15 protein-coding genes and 1 pseudogene are annotated in these 17547 nt (G+C 64.0%); 8 read left to right on the top strand and 8 right to left on the bottom strand.

Annotation, left to right across the window (positions count from 1 at the left end; all coding sequences use genetic code 11):
* The first annotated feature begins 1 nt into the window (after position 1).
* Positions 2 to 196, top strand: coding sequence for a YbdD/YjiX family protein (locus NCS03_RS20045; RefSeq protein ID WP_008354281.1), 195 nt, complete (start codon positions 2 to 4; stop codon positions 194 to 196).
* Between the two features lie 79 nt (positions 197 to 275).
* Positions 276 to 383, top strand: a pseudogene (locus NCS03_RS20040) (PIN domain-containing protein); the annotation flags it as partial.
* 66 nt (positions 384 to 449) lie between these two features.
* Here the strand turns inward: NCS03_RS20040 and hpnH are convergent.
* The 3 genes from hpnH to NCS03_RS20025 form a co-directional block, all read right to left on the bottom strand.
* On the bottom strand, positions 450 to 1604 hold the full coding sequence (gene hpnH / locus NCS03_RS20035; protein ID WP_008354282.1) for an adenosyl-hopene transferase HpnH: 1155 nt from the start codon (positions 1602 to 1604) through the stop codon (positions 450 to 452).
* A gap of 13 nt (positions 1605 to 1617) precedes the next feature.
* Positions 1618 to 2580: a 4-hydroxy-3-methylbut-2-enyl diphosphate reductase gene (gene ispH, locus NCS03_RS20030; protein ID WP_008354283.1), complete on the bottom strand. Its 963-nt coding sequence runs from the start codon at positions 2578 to 2580 to the stop codon at positions 1618 to 1620.
* A gap of 94 nt (positions 2581 to 2674) precedes the next feature.
* Positions 2675 to 2995, bottom strand: coding sequence for a hypothetical protein (locus NCS03_RS20025; RefSeq protein ID WP_250529650.1), 321 nt, complete (start codon positions 2993 to 2995; stop codon positions 2675 to 2677).
* A gap of 15 nt (positions 2996 to 3010) precedes the next feature.
* Between NCS03_RS20025 and NCS03_RS20020 the strand changes: the two genes are divergently transcribed.
* Positions 3011 to 4213 carry a glycosyltransferase gene (locus tag NCS03_RS20020; RefSeq protein WP_008354285.1) on the top strand — a complete coding sequence of 401 codons (1203 nt, stop codon included), beginning with the start codon at positions 3011 to 3013 and terminating at the stop codon, positions 4211 to 4213.
* A gap of 10 nt (positions 4214 to 4223) precedes the next feature.
* On the opposite strand, the gene NCS03_RS20015 is transcribed toward NCS03_RS20020, so the two are convergent.
* The 4 genes from NCS03_RS20015 to hpnA all read right to left on the bottom strand — a co-directional run bounded on the left by NCS03_RS20015 (position 4224) and on the right by hpnA (position 10009).
* Positions 4224 to 4742 (bottom strand): hypothetical protein, encoded by a 519-nt coding sequence (locus NCS03_RS20015; protein ID WP_008354286.1) that lies wholly within the window; start codon positions 4740 to 4742, stop codon positions 4224 to 4226.
* Positions 4743 to 4846: 104 nt separating this feature from the next.
* A complete protein-coding gene (locus NCS03_RS20010; protein WP_250529649.1) occupies positions 4847 to 6358 on the bottom strand; it encodes a tetratricopeptide repeat-containing glycosyltransferase family protein in 1512 nt (503 codons plus the stop codon).
* Positions 6359 to 6507: 149 nt separating this feature from the next.
* On the bottom strand, positions 6508 to 8754 hold the full coding sequence (locus tag NCS03_RS20005) for an NADP-dependent isocitrate dehydrogenase (RefSeq protein WP_008354288.1): 2247 nt from the start codon (positions 8752 to 8754) through the stop codon (positions 6508 to 6510).
* A gap of 244 nt (positions 8755 to 8998) precedes the next feature.
* On the bottom strand, positions 8999 to 10009 hold the full coding sequence (gene hpnA, locus NCS03_RS20000; RefSeq protein ID WP_250529648.1) for a hopanoid-associated sugar epimerase: 1011 nt from the start codon (positions 10007 to 10009) through the stop codon (positions 8999 to 9001).
* A gap of 161 nt (positions 10010 to 10170) precedes the next feature.
* On the opposite strand from hpnA, the gene NCS03_RS19995 reads away from it, so the two are divergent.
* The 5 genes from NCS03_RS19995 to NCS03_RS19975 are packed head-to-tail and all read left to right on the top strand — an operon-like array spanning position 10171 to position 16265.
* A complete protein-coding gene (locus NCS03_RS19995; RefSeq protein ID WP_081851862.1) occupies positions 10171 to 13317 on the top strand; it encodes a response regulator in 3147 nt (1048 codons plus the stop codon).
* Positions 13314 to 14159, top strand: coding sequence for a CheR family methyltransferase (locus tag NCS03_RS19990; protein ID WP_008354292.1), 846 nt, complete (start codon positions 13314 to 13316; stop codon positions 14157 to 14159). The genes NCS03_RS19995 and NCS03_RS19990 overlap by 4 nt, the downstream gene beginning before the upstream one ends.
* Positions 14160 to 14161: 2 nt before the next feature.
* The gene (locus NCS03_RS19985) at positions 14162 to 14758 is read left to right on the top strand and encodes a chemotaxis protein CheB (protein WP_250529647.1); all 597 of its coding nucleotides are present in this window, start codon (positions 14162 to 14164) and stop codon (positions 14756 to 14758) included.
* A 22-nt stretch (positions 14759 to 14780) separates the two neighbouring features.
* A complete protein-coding gene (locus tag NCS03_RS19980) occupies positions 14781 to 15920 on the top strand; it encodes a hybrid sensor histidine kinase/response regulator (protein WP_175982330.1) in 1140 nt (379 codons plus the stop codon).
* Between the two features lie 48 nt (positions 15921 to 15968).
* Positions 15969 to 16265, top strand: coding sequence for an acylphosphatase (locus NCS03_RS19975; RefSeq protein ID WP_008354295.1), 297 nt, complete (start codon positions 15969 to 15971; stop codon positions 16263 to 16265).
* Here the strand turns inward: NCS03_RS19975 and egtD are convergent.
* Positions 16262 to 17230 (bottom strand): L-histidine N(alpha)-methyltransferase, encoded by a 969-nt coding sequence (gene egtD, locus NCS03_RS19970; protein ID WP_033535963.1) that lies wholly within the window; start codon positions 17228 to 17230, stop codon positions 16262 to 16264. The two genes, NCS03_RS19975 and egtD, sit on opposite strands and share 4 nt — an antisense overlap.
* Between the last annotated feature and the right edge of the window lie 317 nt (positions 17231 to 17547).

Here is a 17547-nt window from a genome sequence, read left to right as displayed (position 1 = left end):
GATGTTCAGCGATCTTCGGCAGGCAGGACGGTATCTCGGCCAGACGATGCGTCTGATGGTCGGGATGCCCGATTACGACGCATATGTCACGCACATGCAGACGACGCATCCCGACAAGCCGGTGATGAGCTACGCGGAGTTCTTCCGCGAGCGGCAGGAGGCGAGGTACGGGTCGGGAGCGGGGAAGTGCTGCTGAGTTGATGCTGCTGGGTGGTGATTGAAGATAACGCGACGGTGAGAGCCGTCGCGTTTTTTTTGGGCGCTGCGCGAGGTGCGATCCAGCCGACCGCATGATAGTCGCGACGGCGCGTTCGCTATCCGCTCCGCTGGTGACCAAGGACCGGCAGATTCTAAGCTACGAACACGTCACGACGATTCGGTAGCAGAGAAAACAAAAAGGGCGAATGACCCAAGCCATTCGCCCTTTCCACGCTCCGTTCAACCGAAGCTCAATTCACCGCCGCCGCCGTCTTCGCGCCCTTGTTCTTCTGCGCGCGGCCGATCTCTTCCAGCTTGATCTCGACGTGCTTCGAGAACACGTACTCGGCCGGACGCTGCTTGTCGATCGGCAGATCCTTCGCGAACGCGCCCGTCGTGCGCGGGCCCGACAGCGCGATCTTCGCGGCCTTCAGCGGATGCGCCACCGTGTCCATCACGGCGGTCGCCTCGAAGCCGCAGTGGACCATGCAGTCCGCGCACTTCTCGTACTTGCCCGTGCCGTACTTGTCCCAGTCGGTGGTTTCCATCAGTTCCTTGAAGGTCTTCACGTAACCTTCGCCGACCAGATAGCACGGCTTCTGCCAGCCGAACACCGTGCGCGCCGGGTTGCCCCACGGCGTGCATTGATACGTCTGGTTGCCCGCGAGGAAATCGAGGAACAGCGTCGACTGGCTGAACGACCAGTTCTTGCCGTTGTTGCCGCGCTTGAAGATCTCGCGGAACAGGTTCTTCGTCTTTTCGCGATTCAGGAAGTGCTGCTGATCCGGCGCGCGCTCGTAGGCATAGCCCGGCGAAACCGTGATGCCGTCCACGCCGATCGGACCGAGCGTGTCGAAGAACTTCGCGACGCGTTCCGGCTCCGCATCGTTGAACAGCGTGCAGTTGATGTTCACGCGGAACCCGCGGCGCTTCGCTTCCTTGATGGCCGCGACAGCCTTGTCGTACGTGCCCGGCTGCGAAACCGAGTGATCGTGCGCCTCGCGATCGCCGTCGAGATGCACGGACCAGACGAAGTACGGGCTCGGCTCGTAATCGTCCATCTTCTTTTCCATCAGGAGCGCGTTCGTGCAGAGATACACGAACTTCTTGCGCGCCATGATGCCCTTCACGATCTGCGGCATTTCCTTGTGCAGCAGCGGCTCGCCGCCCGCGATCGACACGACCGGCGCGCCGCATTCGTCGACGGCTTCGAGGCATTCCTGCAGCGACAGACGCTGGTTCAGGATCGGATCCGGATAGTCGATCTTGCCGCAGCCGTTACAGGCGAGATTGCAGCGGAACAGCGGTTCCAGCATCAGCGCGAGCGGGTAACGCTTGGTGCCCGTCAGGTGTTGCTTGAAGATATAGGCGCCAACGCGGGCCTTCTGGAGCATCGGGATAGACAATTGTGTCCTCTCCTTATTCTTCGCGAACCGCGGCTGCCGCAACGGCGGCGACCGGCTGAGTGAGCTTCGCGGGGAGTTTGAATTCGACCTTTTCCTCGCGGCCGTTCATCGTCGTGACTTCGACGTGTCCGAACGCGCGCAGGGCATCGATCACATGTTTGACCATTTCCTCGGGCGCCGAAGCGCCCGCGGTGATGCCGACCGTTTGCACGTCGGCAAACCATTCCGGCTTGATCTCCGAACCGTCCGCGACGAGATAGCTCGGAACGCCGCTCTCGGCGCCGATTTCCCGCAGGCGGTTCGAATTGGAACTGTTGGTGGCGCCGACAACGAGCAGCACATCGACTTGCGTGCTCAGCTCGCGCACGGCGGCCTGGCGATTCTGAGTCGCGTAGCAGATGTCGCGCGTGTCCGGGCCGACGATATCCGTGAAGCGGCGCTGCAAGGCATCGATGATGCCGCGCGTGTCGTCCACGGAAAGCGTCGTCTGCGTGACATAGGCGACGGGCGTATCGGGCGCGAGCGTCATTGTCGCGACTTCGGCTTCGCTCTGCACCAGCACGACGACGCCGGGAATCTGCCCGATCGTGCCTTCGACTTCCGGATGACCCGCATGGCCGATCAGAATGAGCGTGCGCCCCTGCGATACATACTGGCGGCCCTGCACATGAACCTTGGTGACGAGCGGGCAGGTCGCGTCGAGCACGTCGAGCCCGCGCGTCCGCGCATCTTTCTCGACGCTCTGCGCGACGCCGTGCGCGCTGAAAATCGCGACCGCGCCGTGCGGCACTTCATCGAGTTCTTCGACGAACTTTGCGCCCTTGCTGCGCAGGTTGTCGACCACATGACGGTTATGAACGATCTCGTGACGCACATAAACCGGTGCGCCATGCCGTTCGAGGGCCCGATCGACGATTTCGATCGCACGGACCACGCCCGCACAAAAGCCGCGGGGTTGAGCAAGGATGATACGCATATTCGAACGAACTCCGACTGGCGCGGGTCTCGGGTTAGCCGGCGCGAAGCTCGCACTTTCCCGAAGACCTGGCCACGAACGACGCTCGGAAGCGTCAGGAAGGCCGGGGAAAGCAGACCGGAAAAAAAGACACGGTGGGGTCGGTCTGCGCGCCGAAGTTGACCGCGTATTCTAACGCGTTCCCTTTTTGGGTGCTCAATGCCCGCTTCACTTCGCGACGCGCTTCGGCACACGCAAATACGGCGATTTTGAGAACCCAGTAAACTGTCGGACGCTTCGGACCGCATGGCGTCGAGATCCGCGCCACGCGCCCTTGCCGCGCGGCCTCGCGGACCGGCTCGCCGCGCTGTTTCCCTGGTGTATTTTTCGCGCAACGCCGGGTCCATCGCGCCATCGGCTGCGCCACTGTTTTCAAGCTAATCGTTTACTCATGCTATTGATCGCCTGGCTGTCTTTCTTGATCTGGATCGTGCTGCTGTTCGCCCGCGGCGGATTCTGGCGCGCGCAACCCGCGCCGGCGCTATCCGATACGACGATCCACGCTGTCGGCAACGCCGAGATCGCGCGCCGCGGCGCATGGCCCGCGCTCGTCGCCGTCGTGCCTGCGCGCAACGAAGCCGACGTCATCGGCCGCGCGGTCGGCTCGCTGCTCAAGCAGGACTATGCGGGCGCGTTCCATGTGATCGTCGTCGATGACCACAGCACCGACGGCACCGCGAACGTCGCGCTCGCCGCCGCCCGCGATCTCGGCCTCGAAGACCGTCTGACGATCCTGACCGCGCAGCCGCTGCCGCCGGGCTGGTCGGGCAAGGTGTGGGCGCAGTCGCAGGGCATCGGCGCGATCGACAAGCTCGGCCTGCCGGCGGAATTCCTGCTGCTCACGGACGCGGACATCCACCATCCGGCCGATGCCGCCACGCAACTCGTCGCGCGCACGATTCTCGAAGACCGCGATCTGGTCTCGCTGATGGTCCGTCTGCGCTGCGATTCCCTTTGGGAAAAGGCGCTGATTCCGGCGTTCGTCTTCTTCTTCGCGAAGCTTTATCCGTTCGAATGGGTCAACGACGCGAAGAAGGCGACCGCCGGCGCGGCAGGCGGCTGCATGCTGGTGCGCCGTTCGGCGCTCGTGGAGGCGGGCGGGATCGAATCGATCCGGCAGGAACTGATCGACGATTGCAGTCTCGCCGCGCGCATCAAGCATCGCGCGGGCCGCAACGACGCGCGCCCGATCCGCCTCGATCTCGCCGAGCACAGCGTGTCGCTGCGTCCGTACGATAGCTGGCGGGACATCTGGAACATGATCGCGCGCACGGCGTTCACGCAATTGCGCTATTCGCCTCTGCTGCTTGCCGGCACCGTGCTCGGCATGGCGGTGATCTATCTCGCGCCGCCGGTGCTCGCGCTGGCATACGGCGCGAGCGCGTGGCCCGCATGCGCCGCGTGGGCGCTGATGTGCATCGCCTATGGTCCGATGCTGCGCTATTACCGCAGATCGCTGTTGTGGGCGCCGCTCCTGCCGCTCGTCGCGTTGTTCTACGTCAGCGCGACGATCGGCTCGGCCGTGCGGTACTGGAGCGGGAAGGGCGGGCAATGGAAGGCGCGCGTGCAGGCGCCGACGCAGGAAGGTTCGTAAACGCGGCTTCTCACTTCTTCGTCAACATGGCATACAGCTCGATGACCATGTTCGGCGAGAACGTGAACGGCACCCAGCCGTGCCCGGCGTGGCGCAAGACCAGCAGGCGGTCGCCGTTCGCGTATTTCTGCGTCGCCATCACGGGATTCTTCGTGGCGGCGAAGCGCCATCCCGGTGCAATGCCCGCAGGCTGATCCGGCGACATCGACGCGCGCACGTTCGACAATTCCTCGATCAGTTCCGACACACCTTCCGGGCTCAGCTTCACCGTCTTGCCCGCGATCGTCATTTCGACCGCATCGCGCTCCGGGCGCGACACGACGAGCGTCGGGGGCTCGTTCAGCGCGGGCGGTTCGGCGGGCGCGTCGGCATCGACCGGTTCGCGCACATCGCGCAAAGCGGGCGGTTCGTCCGATACGGCGGGCGGAGCGGCAGGCGAGCCGGCGGATGAGCGCGCAGATGCGGCAGCGGTCTGAAGGAGCGTATCGAGGCTCGACTCCAGCGCGCCGAGCTGGTCTTGTAGATTCATGCGAGTGTGTCTGTAACGTGCGTGCTAGCAGTGAGGCCCCGATTCTACCCGCTGGACTTCTCCGATACCGCCACACCTTGTAACGAAATGCACGCAACCGTGTGTCAGACGACGCGCTCGCCGAGGTTTTCGAGTTCGGTGCGCACGCGCGTCAGCACGTCGGTCCAGTCGCCGCGCTTCGTCTGCGTGAAGAGGCGCATGTCCGGATACCACGGCGTGTCGTCGCGATCGCGCAGCCACCGCCAGCAGCCCGCGAAGCGATTCAGCAGCCAGACGCGCTTGCCCATCGCGGCGGCGAGATGCGCGACCGACGTATCGACCGCGATCACGAGATCGAGTCCGTCGATGAGCGCGGCCGTGTCCGCGAAGTCGCCGACGCGGTCCATCCAGTCGGCGATCTGGCCGGCGAACGCGGGCGGCAGTTGCTTGTCGGCGTGCTCGGCCTTTTGCAGGCTGATCCATCGCACGCCGCGATACGAGAGCAGCGGCGCGAGCGTTTCCGGCGCGATGCTGCGCCGTTTGTCGCCGCGCGAATGCGTGTGGCCGCCCGCCCAGACGAGACCGACCGCCGGCATCGAGCGCTCGCCGATTCGTTCCGCCCAGAAACGCGCGCGTTGGGGATCGGCGCGCAGATAGGGCGTCGGCGCGGGAATATTGCCGATGCGCGTGCCGAAACACATCGGCAAGGACATCAGCGGGCAATGGTGCGTCCACACGGACAGATCGACGGCGTCTCCGTCGACGAGAACGATGTTCGGCCAGCGCGCGCACAGCGATTCTTCGAAGAGCCGCCGCAGCGGCGCCGGACAGACATAGCCGACGCGCGCGCAGCGTTCCAGCGCCATCGGCAGGTAGCGGCAGAATTGCAGCGCATCGCCGAAGCCTTGTTCGTGCAGCACGAGCAGGCTCGCGCCGGCGGGAAGCGGGCCGCCGCGCCAGAGCGGAATCGGCAACTCGGGCGCGCGTGCGCCGAGCGTCTGACCGCCCGTCTGAAAGCTTGCCCAACGGTGCTCGAAATGCGGCCACGCTTCGTCGTAGCGTCCCGCCGCGAGCAGCGCATGGCCGAGATTGCTGTGCGCTTCGAGGTTGTCCGGATCGAGCGCGATGGCGGCTTTCGTATGCTCGATTGCCGAGTCGAGATCGCCCAGACGGTTGAGTACCGCGCCCAGATTGTTATGCGATGCCGCGTGATCCGGCCGATGCCCGAGCGCTCGCCGATAACTCTGCGCCGCCGCTTCCATCTGCTCGTCGAGTTGCAGCGCAAGTCCGAGGTTGAACCAAAGCAGGGCGATGTCGCCGTAATCCGGAAAGCGCTCATCGGCGATGCGCAGTCCGAGGCGCGCGCTTTGCGCCGCGGCCGGGAAGTCGCGCAGGTGCAGCTGCGTCACGCAAAGCGAGTTGCAAAAGCCCGGATGCGCGGAAAGTTCGATGGCGCGTGCGAGCCACGTTCGCGCGTCTTCCGGCTTGCGCAGCGCCAGCGCGATCAGGCCGCGCAGATGAAGCGCATCGGCGTTGCGCGGATTCTCGGCGACGGCTTCATCGGCCAATTCGACGGCGATGCCAAACGCGTGCTCCGCATAAGCTCGACTGGCGCGCTGGATGAGATCGTTCTGCATGAGGTTTCCTGTCGGGGCGGACAGTGTATGCAGAGGCGAACCGGCGTCTGTAAAGATCGTTGGATGCGGCGCGCGCAAAAAAAACCGGCATGCCCGAAGGCGATGCCGGTTTCATCACCGAAGCGCGAATGAACGCGCTTCAGCCCAACTTACTTCGCGCGCACCTGTTCGAGCGCGGCATTGAACGTCTTGCTCGGACGCATCACGGCTTCGAGCTTCTTCTCGTCCGGCTTGTAGTAGCCGCCGATATCCACCGCATTGCCCTGCACGGCGGCGAGTTCATCGACGATCTTCTGCTCGTTCTCGGCCAGCGTCTTTGCGAGCGGCGCGAACTGCTCGGCGAGCGCCTTGTCTTCCGACTGCGACGCGAGTTCCTGCGCCCAGTACATCGCGAGATAGAACTGGCTGCCGCGATTGTCGAGCTGGCCGGTCTTCGGCGACGGGCTCTTGTTGTTGTCGAGCAGCTTGCCGGTGGCCGAATCGAGCGCCTTCGCGACGAGCTTCGCACGCGCGTTGTCGTTCTTGATGCCGAGCTCTTCCAGCGACACCGCCAGCGCGAGGAATTCGCCGAGCGAGTCCCAGCGCAGATGGTTTTCCTGCACGAGCTGCTGAACATGCTTCGGCGCCGAGCCGCCCGCGCCCGTTTCGTACAGGCCGCCGCCCGCCATCAGCGGAACGATGGAAAGCATCTTCGCGCTCGTGCCGAGTTCCATGATCGGAAACAGGTCGGTGAGGTAATCGCGCAGGATGTTGCCCGTGACCGAGATCGTGTCCATGCCGCGGATCACGCGTTCGAGCGTGTAACGCATCGCGCGCACTTGCGACATGATCTGGATGTCGAGGCCGGTCGTGTCGTAATCCTTCAGGTACGTCTCGACCTTCTTGATGAGTTCGGCTTCGTGCGGACGATACGGGTCGAGCCAGAACACGGCCGGCGTGCCCGAGTTCTTCACGCGCGTGACGGCGAGCTTCACCCAGTCGCGGATCGGCGCGTCCTTCACGAGGCACATGCGCCAGATGTCGCCCTTCTCGACTTCCTGCGTCAGCCCTTCGAGGACTTCGCCCGTCGCGTTGTCGACGATGCGCGCCGTGCCGTCTTCCGCGATCTCGAACGTCTTGTCGTGCGAGCCGTACTCTTCCGCCTTTTGCGCCATCAGGCCGACGTTCGGCACCGTGCCCATCGTCTTCGGATCGAACGCGCCGTTGGTCTTGCAGAAGTTGATGATTTCCTGATAGATGCGCGCGAACGTGCTTTCCGGAATCAGGCACTTCGTGTCTTGCGGACGGCCGTCGGCGCCCCACATCTTGCCGCCCGCGCGGATCATCGCGGGCATGGATGCGTCGACGATCACGTCGTTCGGCGCGTGCAGGTTCGAGATGCCCTTGGCCGAATCGACCATGGCGAGCGCCGGGCGCTTCTCGTGGCACGCGTGCATGTCACGGATGACTTCATCGCGTTGCGATTCCGGCAGTGCTTCGATCTTCGTGTACAGATCGACGAGACCGTTGTTCACGTTGATGCCGAGCTCTTCGAAGAGCTTGCCGTGCTTGGCGAACGCGTCCTTGTAGAACACCTTCACGGCGTGGCCGAAGACGATCGGGTGCGAGACCTTCATCATGGTCGCCTTGACGTGCAGCGACAGCATGACGCCCGTGTCGAACGCATCCTGCATCTGGTCTTCGTAGAACTCGACGAGCGCCTTCTTGCTCATGAACATGCTGTCGACGATCTCGCCTTCCTGCAGCTTGACCTTCGGCTTCAGCACGATGGTTTCGCCGCGCTTCGTCACGAGTTCCATGCGCACTTCGCGGGCTTTATCGTTCGTGATGGACTTTTCGCCGTGATAGAAGTCGCCGTGTTTCATGTGCGCGACGTGCGTGCGCGACGCCATGCTCCACTCGCCCATGCTGTGCGGATGCTTCTTCGCGTAGTTCTTCACGGCGAGCGGCGCGCGGCGGTCCGAGTTGCCTTCGCGCAGCACCGGGTTCACGGCCGAGCCGAGGCACTTGCCATAGCGCGCGCGGATGGCCTTTTCTTCGTCGTTTTTCGGCTCTTCGGGATAGTCGGGCAGCTTGTAGCCCTTGCTTTGCAGTTCCTTGATCGCGCTCGTCAGCTGATGCAGCGACGCGCTGATGTTCGGCAGCTTGATGATGTTGGTGTCGGCGTCCTGCGTGAGTTCGCCGAGCTTCGCGAGGTTGTCGGGGACCTTTTGCTCGTCGGTCAGGAATTCGGGGAATTCGCCGAGGATGCGGGCCGCGACGGAGATGTCGCTCGTCTCGACGTTGACGCCCGCCGGCGCGGTGAAGGCACGGATGATCGGCAGAAAGGCGCTGGTCGCGAGCAGCGGAGCTTCGTCGGTCAGGGTGTAGATGATGGTGGGTTGCTGATTACTCATCGCTTGTCTCGACATCCGAAAACAGGTTGGAAAAAACCGCCGGCCTCGTCACCCCTCCGGCAACAAACCGCTATTCTGCCTGATTTTGCAGGGCGCGCGTGTGAATTTCGGCTTGAGAAATTGGCCAAAACGGGCGTTTTTCTTGCGAATTCAACGACTTAATTTTTTTCGAGTCTTATACAAGAGTTGCTGTCTTCCGGCCGCGTCGCGATGGCCGGAACGTTTCACGAAATGATTTGGCGCTTCATCGAGCGAGATACCCGTTCTCCCGGAACCAGTCCAGCGCGTCCTTCAGACCTTGCGCGTACGGCCGCGCGGCGTAGCCCAGCTCGCGCTCCGCCTTCGCCGACGTGAAGTACATCTTGTTCTTCGACATGCGCAGCGCGTCGACGGTCACGAAAGGCTCCTTTCCGCTCACTTTCGCGAACAGCTCCGCGCCGATCGCGAGCGGATAAAGCGGCCCGCGCGGCAGCTTGATGGTCGGCGGCTTGCGCCCGACGAATCGGGCGATGTCCGCCAACATCTGCTGCAAGGGCAGATTCTCGCCGCCCAGGATATATCGCTCGCCGATCTTGCCGCGTTCGAGCGCGAGAAAGTGCCCGTTCGCGACATCGTCGACGTGCACGAGATTGAGGCCCGTATCGACGAACGCGGGGATCTTGCCCGTCGCCGCTTCGACGATGATGCGCCCGGTCGGTGTCGGGCGCACGTCGCGCGGGCCGATCGGCGTCGACGGATTCACGATCACCGCCGGCAGCGCGTTCTGCGCGACCATGCGCTCGACCGCGCGCTCCGCGAGCACCTTGCTGCGCTTGTATGCGCCGATGGTGCTCTGCGCATCCGACGGCTTCGTCTCGTCGACGATCGCGCCCGAGCTCGTCACCTTGAGCGTCGCGACGCTGCTGGTATAAACGATGCGCTCGACACCTTCGGACAGCGCCGCGCGCATCGTCGCTTCGGTGCCTTCGAGATTCGCGCGTTCGATTTCGGCCGGATCCGGCGCCCAGATGCGGTAATCGGCGGCGACGTGAAACAGGAAGCGGCAGCCCTTGAGCGCGGCGCGCATGGACGCTTCGTCGCGCATGTCGCCGACGACGATCTCCGCGTCCAGCGATTCGACGTTCTTGCGCGGGCTGGTCTTGCGCACGAGCACGCGCACGTCGAAACCGCGTTCGATGGCGAGCCGCGCGACCGCGGAACCGACGAACCCCGAAGCACCCGTGACGAGCACGCGAGAGCCGGAAAAATCAGTCATTCTTACCTCGTTGAAAACGTCCGTGCGGCCTCGATTGTAACGATTGCCGCGCCGAAAAAAGGCTGCAAAGCCCGATGTGACAAGGGCTTGCGGCTCATGCTATGGTCCTCGCCTGCCGCGGCCGCGAGGACCGCGCAAAACATGGACACAACCGGTAAGCGATGCCTCAAGACACTCGAAACCTAAGCGCCTGGATTTACCTCGCAATCGCAATCACGCTCGCCGTGGTGTTCTGCATCGACGTGCTCACGCCGATCCGCATCGCGATCTGGGTGTTCTACGTGCTGCCCGTCGTGCTCTGCGTCTGGGCCGACCGCCCCGCCGTGCCGATCGTCACGGCGGGCGTCTCGACCGTGCTGACGCTCGCAGGATACGCACTCGCCGCCACCGATCCGAACACGAGCCGCGACGTGCTGCAGATCAACCGCGCAATGGGCATCGTCGTCATGCTCGCGCTCGCAGCGGTGGCGCATCTGTATATCAAATCGCGGCTCGCCGTACAACGCACGACCTGGCTGCAACAGGGCATCGTGCAACTCGCGCAGAAATTGCGCGGCGAGCAGTCTCCGGCTTCGATCGGCGTGAGCATCCTGCGTTCGATCATTCCGTACGTGAATGCAAAAGTCGGCGTCGTCTACGCGCTCGAAGGCGATGCGCTCGTGCGGGTCGCGTCGTGGGCGCTGCCGGACGATGCCAGCGCGCCAGCGAGGATACCGCGCGGCCAGGGACTCGTCGGACAGGCAGTCGAAGAGGCGCGCGTGCTCGAATTGCGCGACGCGTCCGCGCACTATCTGAAGGCCGGTTCGGCGCTGGGATCGGCGGCGGCGTCGCGCGTCGTGATCGCGCCGCTTCTCGCCGATGGCGACGTCGTGGGCGCGATCGAACTCGGCTTCGTCGGCAACGAAGGCCGTTTCGACGATACCCGCGCGCTGCTCGACATGGCCTCGGAACCGATCGGCATGGCGCTGCGTTCGTCGCGGTATCGCGCGCGTCTCGTCGAACTGCTCGAAGAAACGCAGCGCCAGAGCGAGGAATTGCAGGTCCAGCAGGAAGAGTTGCGCGTGTCGAACGAGGAACTGGAGGAGCGCGGCCGCGCGCTGCAGGATTCGCAGGCGCGTCTCGAACAGCAGCAGGCCGAGCTCGAACAGACCAACGTGCAGCTCGAAGAGCACACGCAACATCTGGAGCGGCAAAAGTCCGAGCTGATGCAGGCGCAGCAGGAACTGACCGCGAACGCGCTGGAAATGGAGCGCGCGAGCCAGTACAAGTCGGAGTTTCTCGCGAACATGTCGCACGAACTGCGCACGCCGCTCAACAGTTCGCTGATCCTCGCGAAACTCTTGCAGGACAACAAGCAAGGCAACCTGACCGAGGAACAGGTGCGCTTCGCCGCGACGATCCATTCGTCGAACAGCGATCTGCTTTCACTCATCAACGACATTCTCGATTTGTCCAAGGTCGAGGCCGGACAGATGGACGTGCAGTTCGCGCACACATCCGTCGATGCGATCCTGCAGACGTTGCAGCAATCGTTCGCGCCCATCGCGGCGAACAAGGGCGTCGAATTCGTCACCGCGCACGGCGAGAACGTGCCGCAATACTTCGTCACCGACAGCCAGCGGCTCTTGCAGGTGCTGCGCAATCTGCTGTCGAACGCATTCAAGTTCACCGAGCGCGGCCGCGTGACGGTCGCGGTCGAGCGCGCCGGCGACAACGCGCTGCGTTTCGATGTGCGCGACACGGGCATCGGCATCGCGCGCGACAAGCAAGAGATGATCTTCCAGGCGTTCCAGCAAGCCGACGGCACCACGAGCCGCAAATACGGCGGCAGCGGCCTCGGATTGTCGATTTCGCGCGAGTTTTCGCGACTGCTCGGCGGATCGGTGTCCGTGTCGAGCGAACTTGGGCAGGGCAGCGTGTTTTCGGTGACGCTGCCGATCGCGGCGCACGAAGGCACCGTCACCGCGAAGCTCGATACCATCGGTCACATGCGGGAAGCGCAGCCCATGGCCGCGCCCGCGCCCGCACCTGCGCCTGCACCTGCGCCTGCGCCGGTACAGCCGATGCCGGCGCCCATGGTCAGTCCGGAGCCGCTCGGCATCGCCGACGACCGCGCCGACCGCAAGCGTCCGGATCGCGTGATTCTCGTCATCGAGGACGATCAGCCGTTCGCGCGCATCCTCTACGATCTCGCGCACGAACTCGATTTCGACTGCGTGCACGCGGCGACCGCCACGCAAGGCGTCGAGCTCGCGCGTTCGCTGCAGCCGAACGGCATTCTGCTCGATATCGGCCTGCCGGATCAGTCGGGCCTCACCGTGCTCGAATGGCTCAAGCACGATCCGCTCACGCGTCACATTCCGATTCACATCGTCTCCGCGACCGATCACGCCGATGTCGCGCTGCATCTCGGCGCGATCGGCTACACGCTGAAGCCGAGCGCGCGCGAAGAACTGGCGCACGCGATCCGCAAGCTCGAAGCGCGCTCGTCGCAGGGCATGCGCCGCGTGCTCGTCGTCGAGGACGATCCGGCGTTGCGTCAGAGCATTCACGCGCTGCTCGCGAGCGACACGGTGGGCATCGTCGAGGCAGGATCGATCGCGGAGGCCATCGAGGAGATGCAGCGCGTGCCGTTCGATTGCGTCGTGATGGATCTCGCGCTGCCCGACGGCTCCGGTTACGAACTGCTCGAACGCGTGTCGACGAGCGGCGGGCACGCGTCGCCGCCGGTCATCGTCTATACGGGACGCCTGCTGTCGCAGGAAGAAGAGCAGCGCCTGCGCCGCTATTCGAAATCGATCATCATCAAGGGAGCGAAATCGCCGGAGCGTCTGCTCGACGAAGTGACGCTGTTCCTGCATAGCGTGGAAAGCGCGCTGCCGCCGGAGCAGCAGCGCATGCTGCGCGCGGCGCGTCAGCGCGACGACGTGTTCGAAGGCCGCACGATCCTGCTCGCCGAAGACGACGTGCGCAACATCTTCGCGCTGTCGCGCGTGATCGAGCCGCTCGGCGCCACGCTCGAAATCGCGCGCAACGGGCGCGAAGCGCTCGAAGCGCTCGCGCGCCGCAGCGATATCGACCTCGTGCTGATGGACATCATGATGCCCGAAATGGACGGCCTGACCGCGATGACCGAAATCCGCAAGCGCACGGAGCACGCGCGTCTGCCGATCATCGCGCTGACGGCGAAGGCGATGCCGAGCGATCGCGAGAAATGTCTCGAGGCAGGTGCGGACGATTACATATCGAAACCCATCGACGTGGATAAGCTCGTGTCTTTATGTCGGGTTTGGTTGCGGCAGCGATGAACATGGCGAACGACGGCAGTCACGACGAAGAAGCGACGTTCGACATCGAACTGAAGCTGATTCTGGAAGCGATCTACCTGCGCTATCAGCACGACTTCCGGCATTACTCGATGAGTTCGCTGAGAAGACGCCTCGCGCAAGCCGTGAACGATCTCGGCCTGCCGACGCTCTCGCATTTGCAGGAGCGCATTCTGCGCGATCCGGCGCTGTTCGCGCGGCTGTTCCAGTACCTCACGGTGCAGGTGAGCGAGATGTTCCGCGATCCGCACTACTTTCGCGCGATTCGCGAGCAGGTCGTGCCGATTCTGCAGACGTATCCGTCGATCAAGGTCTGGGTCGCGGGATGCAGCACCGGCGAGGAATTGTGGTCGCTCGCCGTGCTCTTCGCCGAAGAGAAGATCGCGGATCGCACCGTGTTCTACGCGACCGACATCAACGCCGAAGCGCTGCGTCAGGCCGAGAGCGGCATCTATCCGCTGGAACGCATGGCGAGCTTCAGTCAGAACTATCTGGCGGCGGGCGGCAAGCGTTCGCTGTCGGACTACTATCACGCCGCGTACGGCGCGGCGAAGTTCTCGCAGACGCTCAAGTCGCGCGTCGTGTTCGCGGATCACAGTCTCGCGACCGACAGCGTGTTTCTCGAAGCGCATCTCGTGTCGTGCCGCAATGTGCTGATCTATTTCGATCGCGCGTTGCAGGATCGCGCGCTCGGTCTGTTCAGCGATTCGCTCGTGCGGCGCGGATTTCTCGGGCTCGGCAGCAAGGAAAGCCTGCGCTTTTCCACCTATGCAGACCGCTTCGCGGATTTCAATGCGCGCGAGCGGCTTTACCAGAAGGTGTGACGATGTTCGACGCGCATCGCATCGGAGCAGTCGTGATCGGCGCATCGGCGGGCGGCGTCGAGGCGCTCAATCATCTGTTGCCCGCGCTGCCGAAGACGTTCGTGCTGCCCGTGCTGATCGTCGTGCATGTGCGGCAAGGACAGCCGAGCCTCTTGCCGGGATTGTTCGCGTCGCGCTGCGAACTGGCCGTCGAAGAGCCGTTCGACAAGGACGAGATCGCGCCCGGCACCGTGTATTTAGCGCCGCCGGGATATCACATGCTCGTCGAGGCGGAAGGCGGCGCGGCGCCGGCGATCGCGCTGTCGGTCGATCCGCCGGTGCGCTTCTCGCGGCCATCGGTGGACGTGCTGTTCGAATCGGCGGCGCATGCGTATGGCGAACGTCTGCTCGGCATCGTGCTCTCCGGCGCGAACGACGACGGCGCCCGCGGCGCGCGCGCGATCCGCGAGGCGGGCGGCGCGTGCTGGGCGCAGAACCCGGAGACGGCCTCGGCCCCGGCCATGCCGCTCGCGGCGATCGCTGAGGACGCGGTGAATGAAGTACTGACGCTCGATGAAATGGCGTTGCGGCTGTCGCAATGCATCGGCCGGCAGCCATGAAAAGAAGGCAAGGAGTCACCAGATGACGCAACCCATCCACGTGCTGATCGTCGATGACATTCGCAACAACATCACCGCGCTCGAAGCGTCGCTCGCGCGGCCGGATCTGTCGGTGCTGAAAGCCGAGTCGGGCCCCGCCGCGCTGGAGCTGCTGCTCAAGCACGAAGTCGCGCTCGCGATCCTCGACGTCAACATGCCGGGCATGGACGGCTTCGAGCTCGCCGAACTGATGCGCGGCAGCCCGCGCACCGCGCACGTGCCGATCATCTTTCTCACCGCGACGGCGCAGGACGCGAGCCGCACGTTTCGCGGCTATGAAGCGGGCGCGGTGGATTTTCTCTACAAGCCCTTCGATTCGCGCATCCTCAATTCGAAGGTCGATGTCTTCATTCAGATGGAGCGTCAGAAGCAGCAACTCGCGACGCAGCTCGCGACCGTGCAGCAACTGCTCGATGCGAACGAAATGCTGATGGCCGTGCTCGGTCACGATCTGCGCACGCCGCTTTCCGCGGTCATCGCGTCGGCGGAATATCTCGCGCGTTTCGTGCAGGACGAGAACGTGGCGAACATCGGCACGCGCATCAAGTCGAGCGGCATGCGCATGGTGCGGATGGTGGATCAGTTGCTGAACCTTGCGCGTCTGCGTGGCGGGCGCGTGACGCTGCAGCCGCGCGCCGTCGAGTTGATGACGCTCGCGAAGAATATCGTCGATGAATACGAGGCGCGCGTCGGCAAGGGGCGCATCTTCGTGCTGCGTCAGGGCGACACGCTCTTGCAGGGCGACGGCGATCTGCTGTCGCAGGTGTTCTCGAATCTCATCGGCAACGCGCTCCAGCACGGTCACGAAGGCTCGGCGATTCAAGTGCGCCTCGACGGCAACGCCGAGGACATCACCATCGCGGTGCAAAACGCCGGCGAGATTCCCGCGGACGTTCTGCCGACGATCTTCGCGCCGTATCGATCGGGCCGGCGTCAGAACGAGTCGAGCGGCCTCGGGCTCGGGCTTTACATCACGCGTGAAATCGCGCAGATGCATGGCGGCGACGTATCCGTGCGCTCGACGTCCGAAACGGGCACGGTGTTCGAAGTGAGGCTGCCGCGCGTGCCGCATCCGCGCTCGGGCGAACACGCCGACATGGCGCAGCCCTTTCGCCTGAGTTGAAGCGCGTGTCTACAATGCGCCTATGAACACTGGAAAGGAGTGAGCGCGATGCCGGGCCCGGATCTGGATACGAGAATCGAAACCTATTACGTGCGTGTGCGCGGCGTCGTGCAGGGCGTCGGTTTCAGGCATCACACGGTGCGCAAGGCGCATGCGCTGGGCGTGCGCGGCTGGGTCGCCAATCTTGATGACGGCTCCGTCGAAGCGGTCGTGCAGGGCGCGGCCAATCAGGTCGATCTGATGCTCGAATGGCTGCGACGCGGGCCGCCGCATGCCCGCGTCACCGAGTTTCACAGCGAGGAGCGCCACATCGAGAAACGCTACGAGCGCTTCGAGCAGCACTAACGCGCGACCAGCAGGCTCTCCGCGAACTGCCATTCCTCGTCGCGCCACTGATGCGTGCATTCGAAGCCCGCATCGGCGGCGATGGGCGCGACTTCATCGGCCGCATATTTGTGGCTGCTTTCCGTCCAGATCGTTTCGCCTTCGCGGAAGTCCACGCGCAGATCCGCGCCGCGCACGCGAACGGAAAGCGCGCGCTTCGCACGCAAATGCATCTCGACGCTGCGCGCATCCGGATTGAAGCGCGCGACGTGCTCGAAGGCGTCGATCGGAAAGTCGCCGCCCAGTTCGCGATTGATGCGCGCGAGCATGTTCAGGTTGAACGCGGCCGTCACGCCGATCGGATCGTCGTACGCGGCGATCAACACCGGCAGCGGCTTGATGAGATCGGTGCCGAGCAGAAGCGCGTCGCCAGGTTGCAGCATGCCGCGAATCGAGCACAGGAACTTCGTCGCCGCAAGCCGCGCGAAATTGCCGATGGTGCTGCCGAGAAACAGCACGAGCAGTCTTTCGCCGTCCTTGCGCTTGGCGCTGACTTCGGAGAGTCCGGCGAGGTAGTCGCGTTCATGTCCGACAATCGACACGCGCTCGATATCGCTCAGTTCGCGCCGGCACAACTGCAATGCGGTGCGCGAAATTTCAATCGGATGATAGGCGGTCGGCTGCTTCTTACACAGCGCTTCCAGGATGCGGCGCGTCTTGCGGCCGCTGCCGCTGCCGAGTTCCGCGACCTGAATGTCGCCGGGCATCGCCGCGACGATGTCCGTCGCGTGGTCCTTCAGCACGCGCTCTTCGGCGCGCGTCACGCCGTACTCGGGCAGCGCGGTGATCACTTCGAAGAGGGCCGAACCCACTTCGTCATACAGATACATCGACGGCAGTTCTTTCTGCGGACGCTTGCTGAGTCCTGTGTGCACAGCCTCTGCGAAGGCATTGTTGAAGCGGGGGGAAAGGGCAGCTTGAGTCATGACGTCTCCATCGATGCGGCGTTTTCTTCGCGTGCCACCGGGAAACGATGGCACGGCGCGTTGTTGCAGCGGATGCTTCGACGTGAGCGGCGGATGATCGCGCGGTGTGCCGCTCGGACTGAGGGACAGGCCGGCTGAACGCGCCGGACCGACAAGGGTCGCCGATCAACATGACCGGCAAAAGACAACCGCAAGAGACAATGTTCACGCGGCAGAGTTCATGCCGAATGCGAAGCATGAAGGAAGCAAAAAGCGGGCGCGCGCGGCAGTTTTCTTTGAAGCGCGTTCCGAAAACAAAGCGCTCGCGGCGTTTAGAA

This window comes from Caballeronia sp. ATUFL_F1_KS4A (assembly GCF_023630905.1).
Classification (GTDB): Bacteria; Pseudomonadota; Gammaproteobacteria; order Burkholderiales; family Burkholderiaceae; genus Caballeronia; species Caballeronia zhejiangensis.
This window is presented reverse-complemented; position numbering and strand designations above follow the sequence as displayed.

What these genes read in the sequence shown, in the direction of transcription:
- egtD (WP_033535963.1), bottom strand. Translation starts at nt 17,230, where the DNA reads ATGACTCAAGCTGCCCTTTCCCCCCGCTTCAACAATGCCTTCGCAGAG.
- NCS03_RS19990 (WP_008354292.1), top strand. Translation starts at nt 13,314, where the DNA reads ATGAACATGGCGAACGACGGCAGTCACGACGAAGAAGCGACGTTCGAC.
- NCS03_RS20020 (WP_008354285.1), top strand. Translation starts at nt 3,011, where the DNA reads ATGCTATTGATCGCCTGGCTGTCTTTCTTGATCTGGATCGTGCTGCTG.
- NCS03_RS20045 (WP_008354281.1), top strand. Translation starts at nt 2, where the DNA reads ATGTTCAGCGATCTTCGGCAGGCAGGACGGTATCTCGGCCAGACGATG.
- hpnA (WP_250529648.1), bottom strand. Translation starts at nt 10,009, where the DNA reads ATGACTGATTTTTCCGGCTCTCGCGTGCTCGTCACGGGTGCTTCGGGG.
- NCS03_RS19980 (WP_175982330.1), top strand. Translation starts at nt 14,781, where the DNA reads ATGACGCAACCCATCCACGTGCTGATCGTCGATGACATTCGCAACAAC.
- NCS03_RS19985 (WP_250529647.1), top strand. Translation starts at nt 14,162, where the DNA reads ATGTTCGACGCGCATCGCATCGGAGCAGTCGTGATCGGCGCATCGGCG.
- ispH (WP_008354283.1), bottom strand. Translation starts at nt 2,580, where the DNA reads ATGCGTATCATCCTTGCTCAACCCCGCGGCTTTTGTGCGGGCGTGGTC.
- NCS03_RS20010 (WP_250529649.1), bottom strand. Translation starts at nt 6,358, where the DNA reads ATGCAGAACGATCTCATCCAGCGCGCCAGTCGAGCTTATGCGGAGCAC.
- NCS03_RS20005 (WP_008354288.1), bottom strand. Translation starts at nt 8,754, where the DNA reads ATGAGTAATCAGCAACCCACCATCATCTACACCCTGACCGACGAAGCT.
- NCS03_RS20015 (WP_008354286.1), bottom strand. Translation starts at nt 4,742, where the DNA reads ATGAATCTACAAGACCAGCTCGGCGCGCTGGAGTCGAGCCTCGATACG.
- NCS03_RS19995 (WP_081851862.1), top strand. Translation starts at nt 10,171, where the DNA reads ATGCCTCAAGACACTCGAAACCTAAGCGCCTGGATTTACCTCGCAATC.
- NCS03_RS19975 (WP_008354295.1), top strand. Translation starts at nt 15,969, where the DNA reads ATGCCGGGCCCGGATCTGGATACGAGAATCGAAACCTATTACGTGCGT.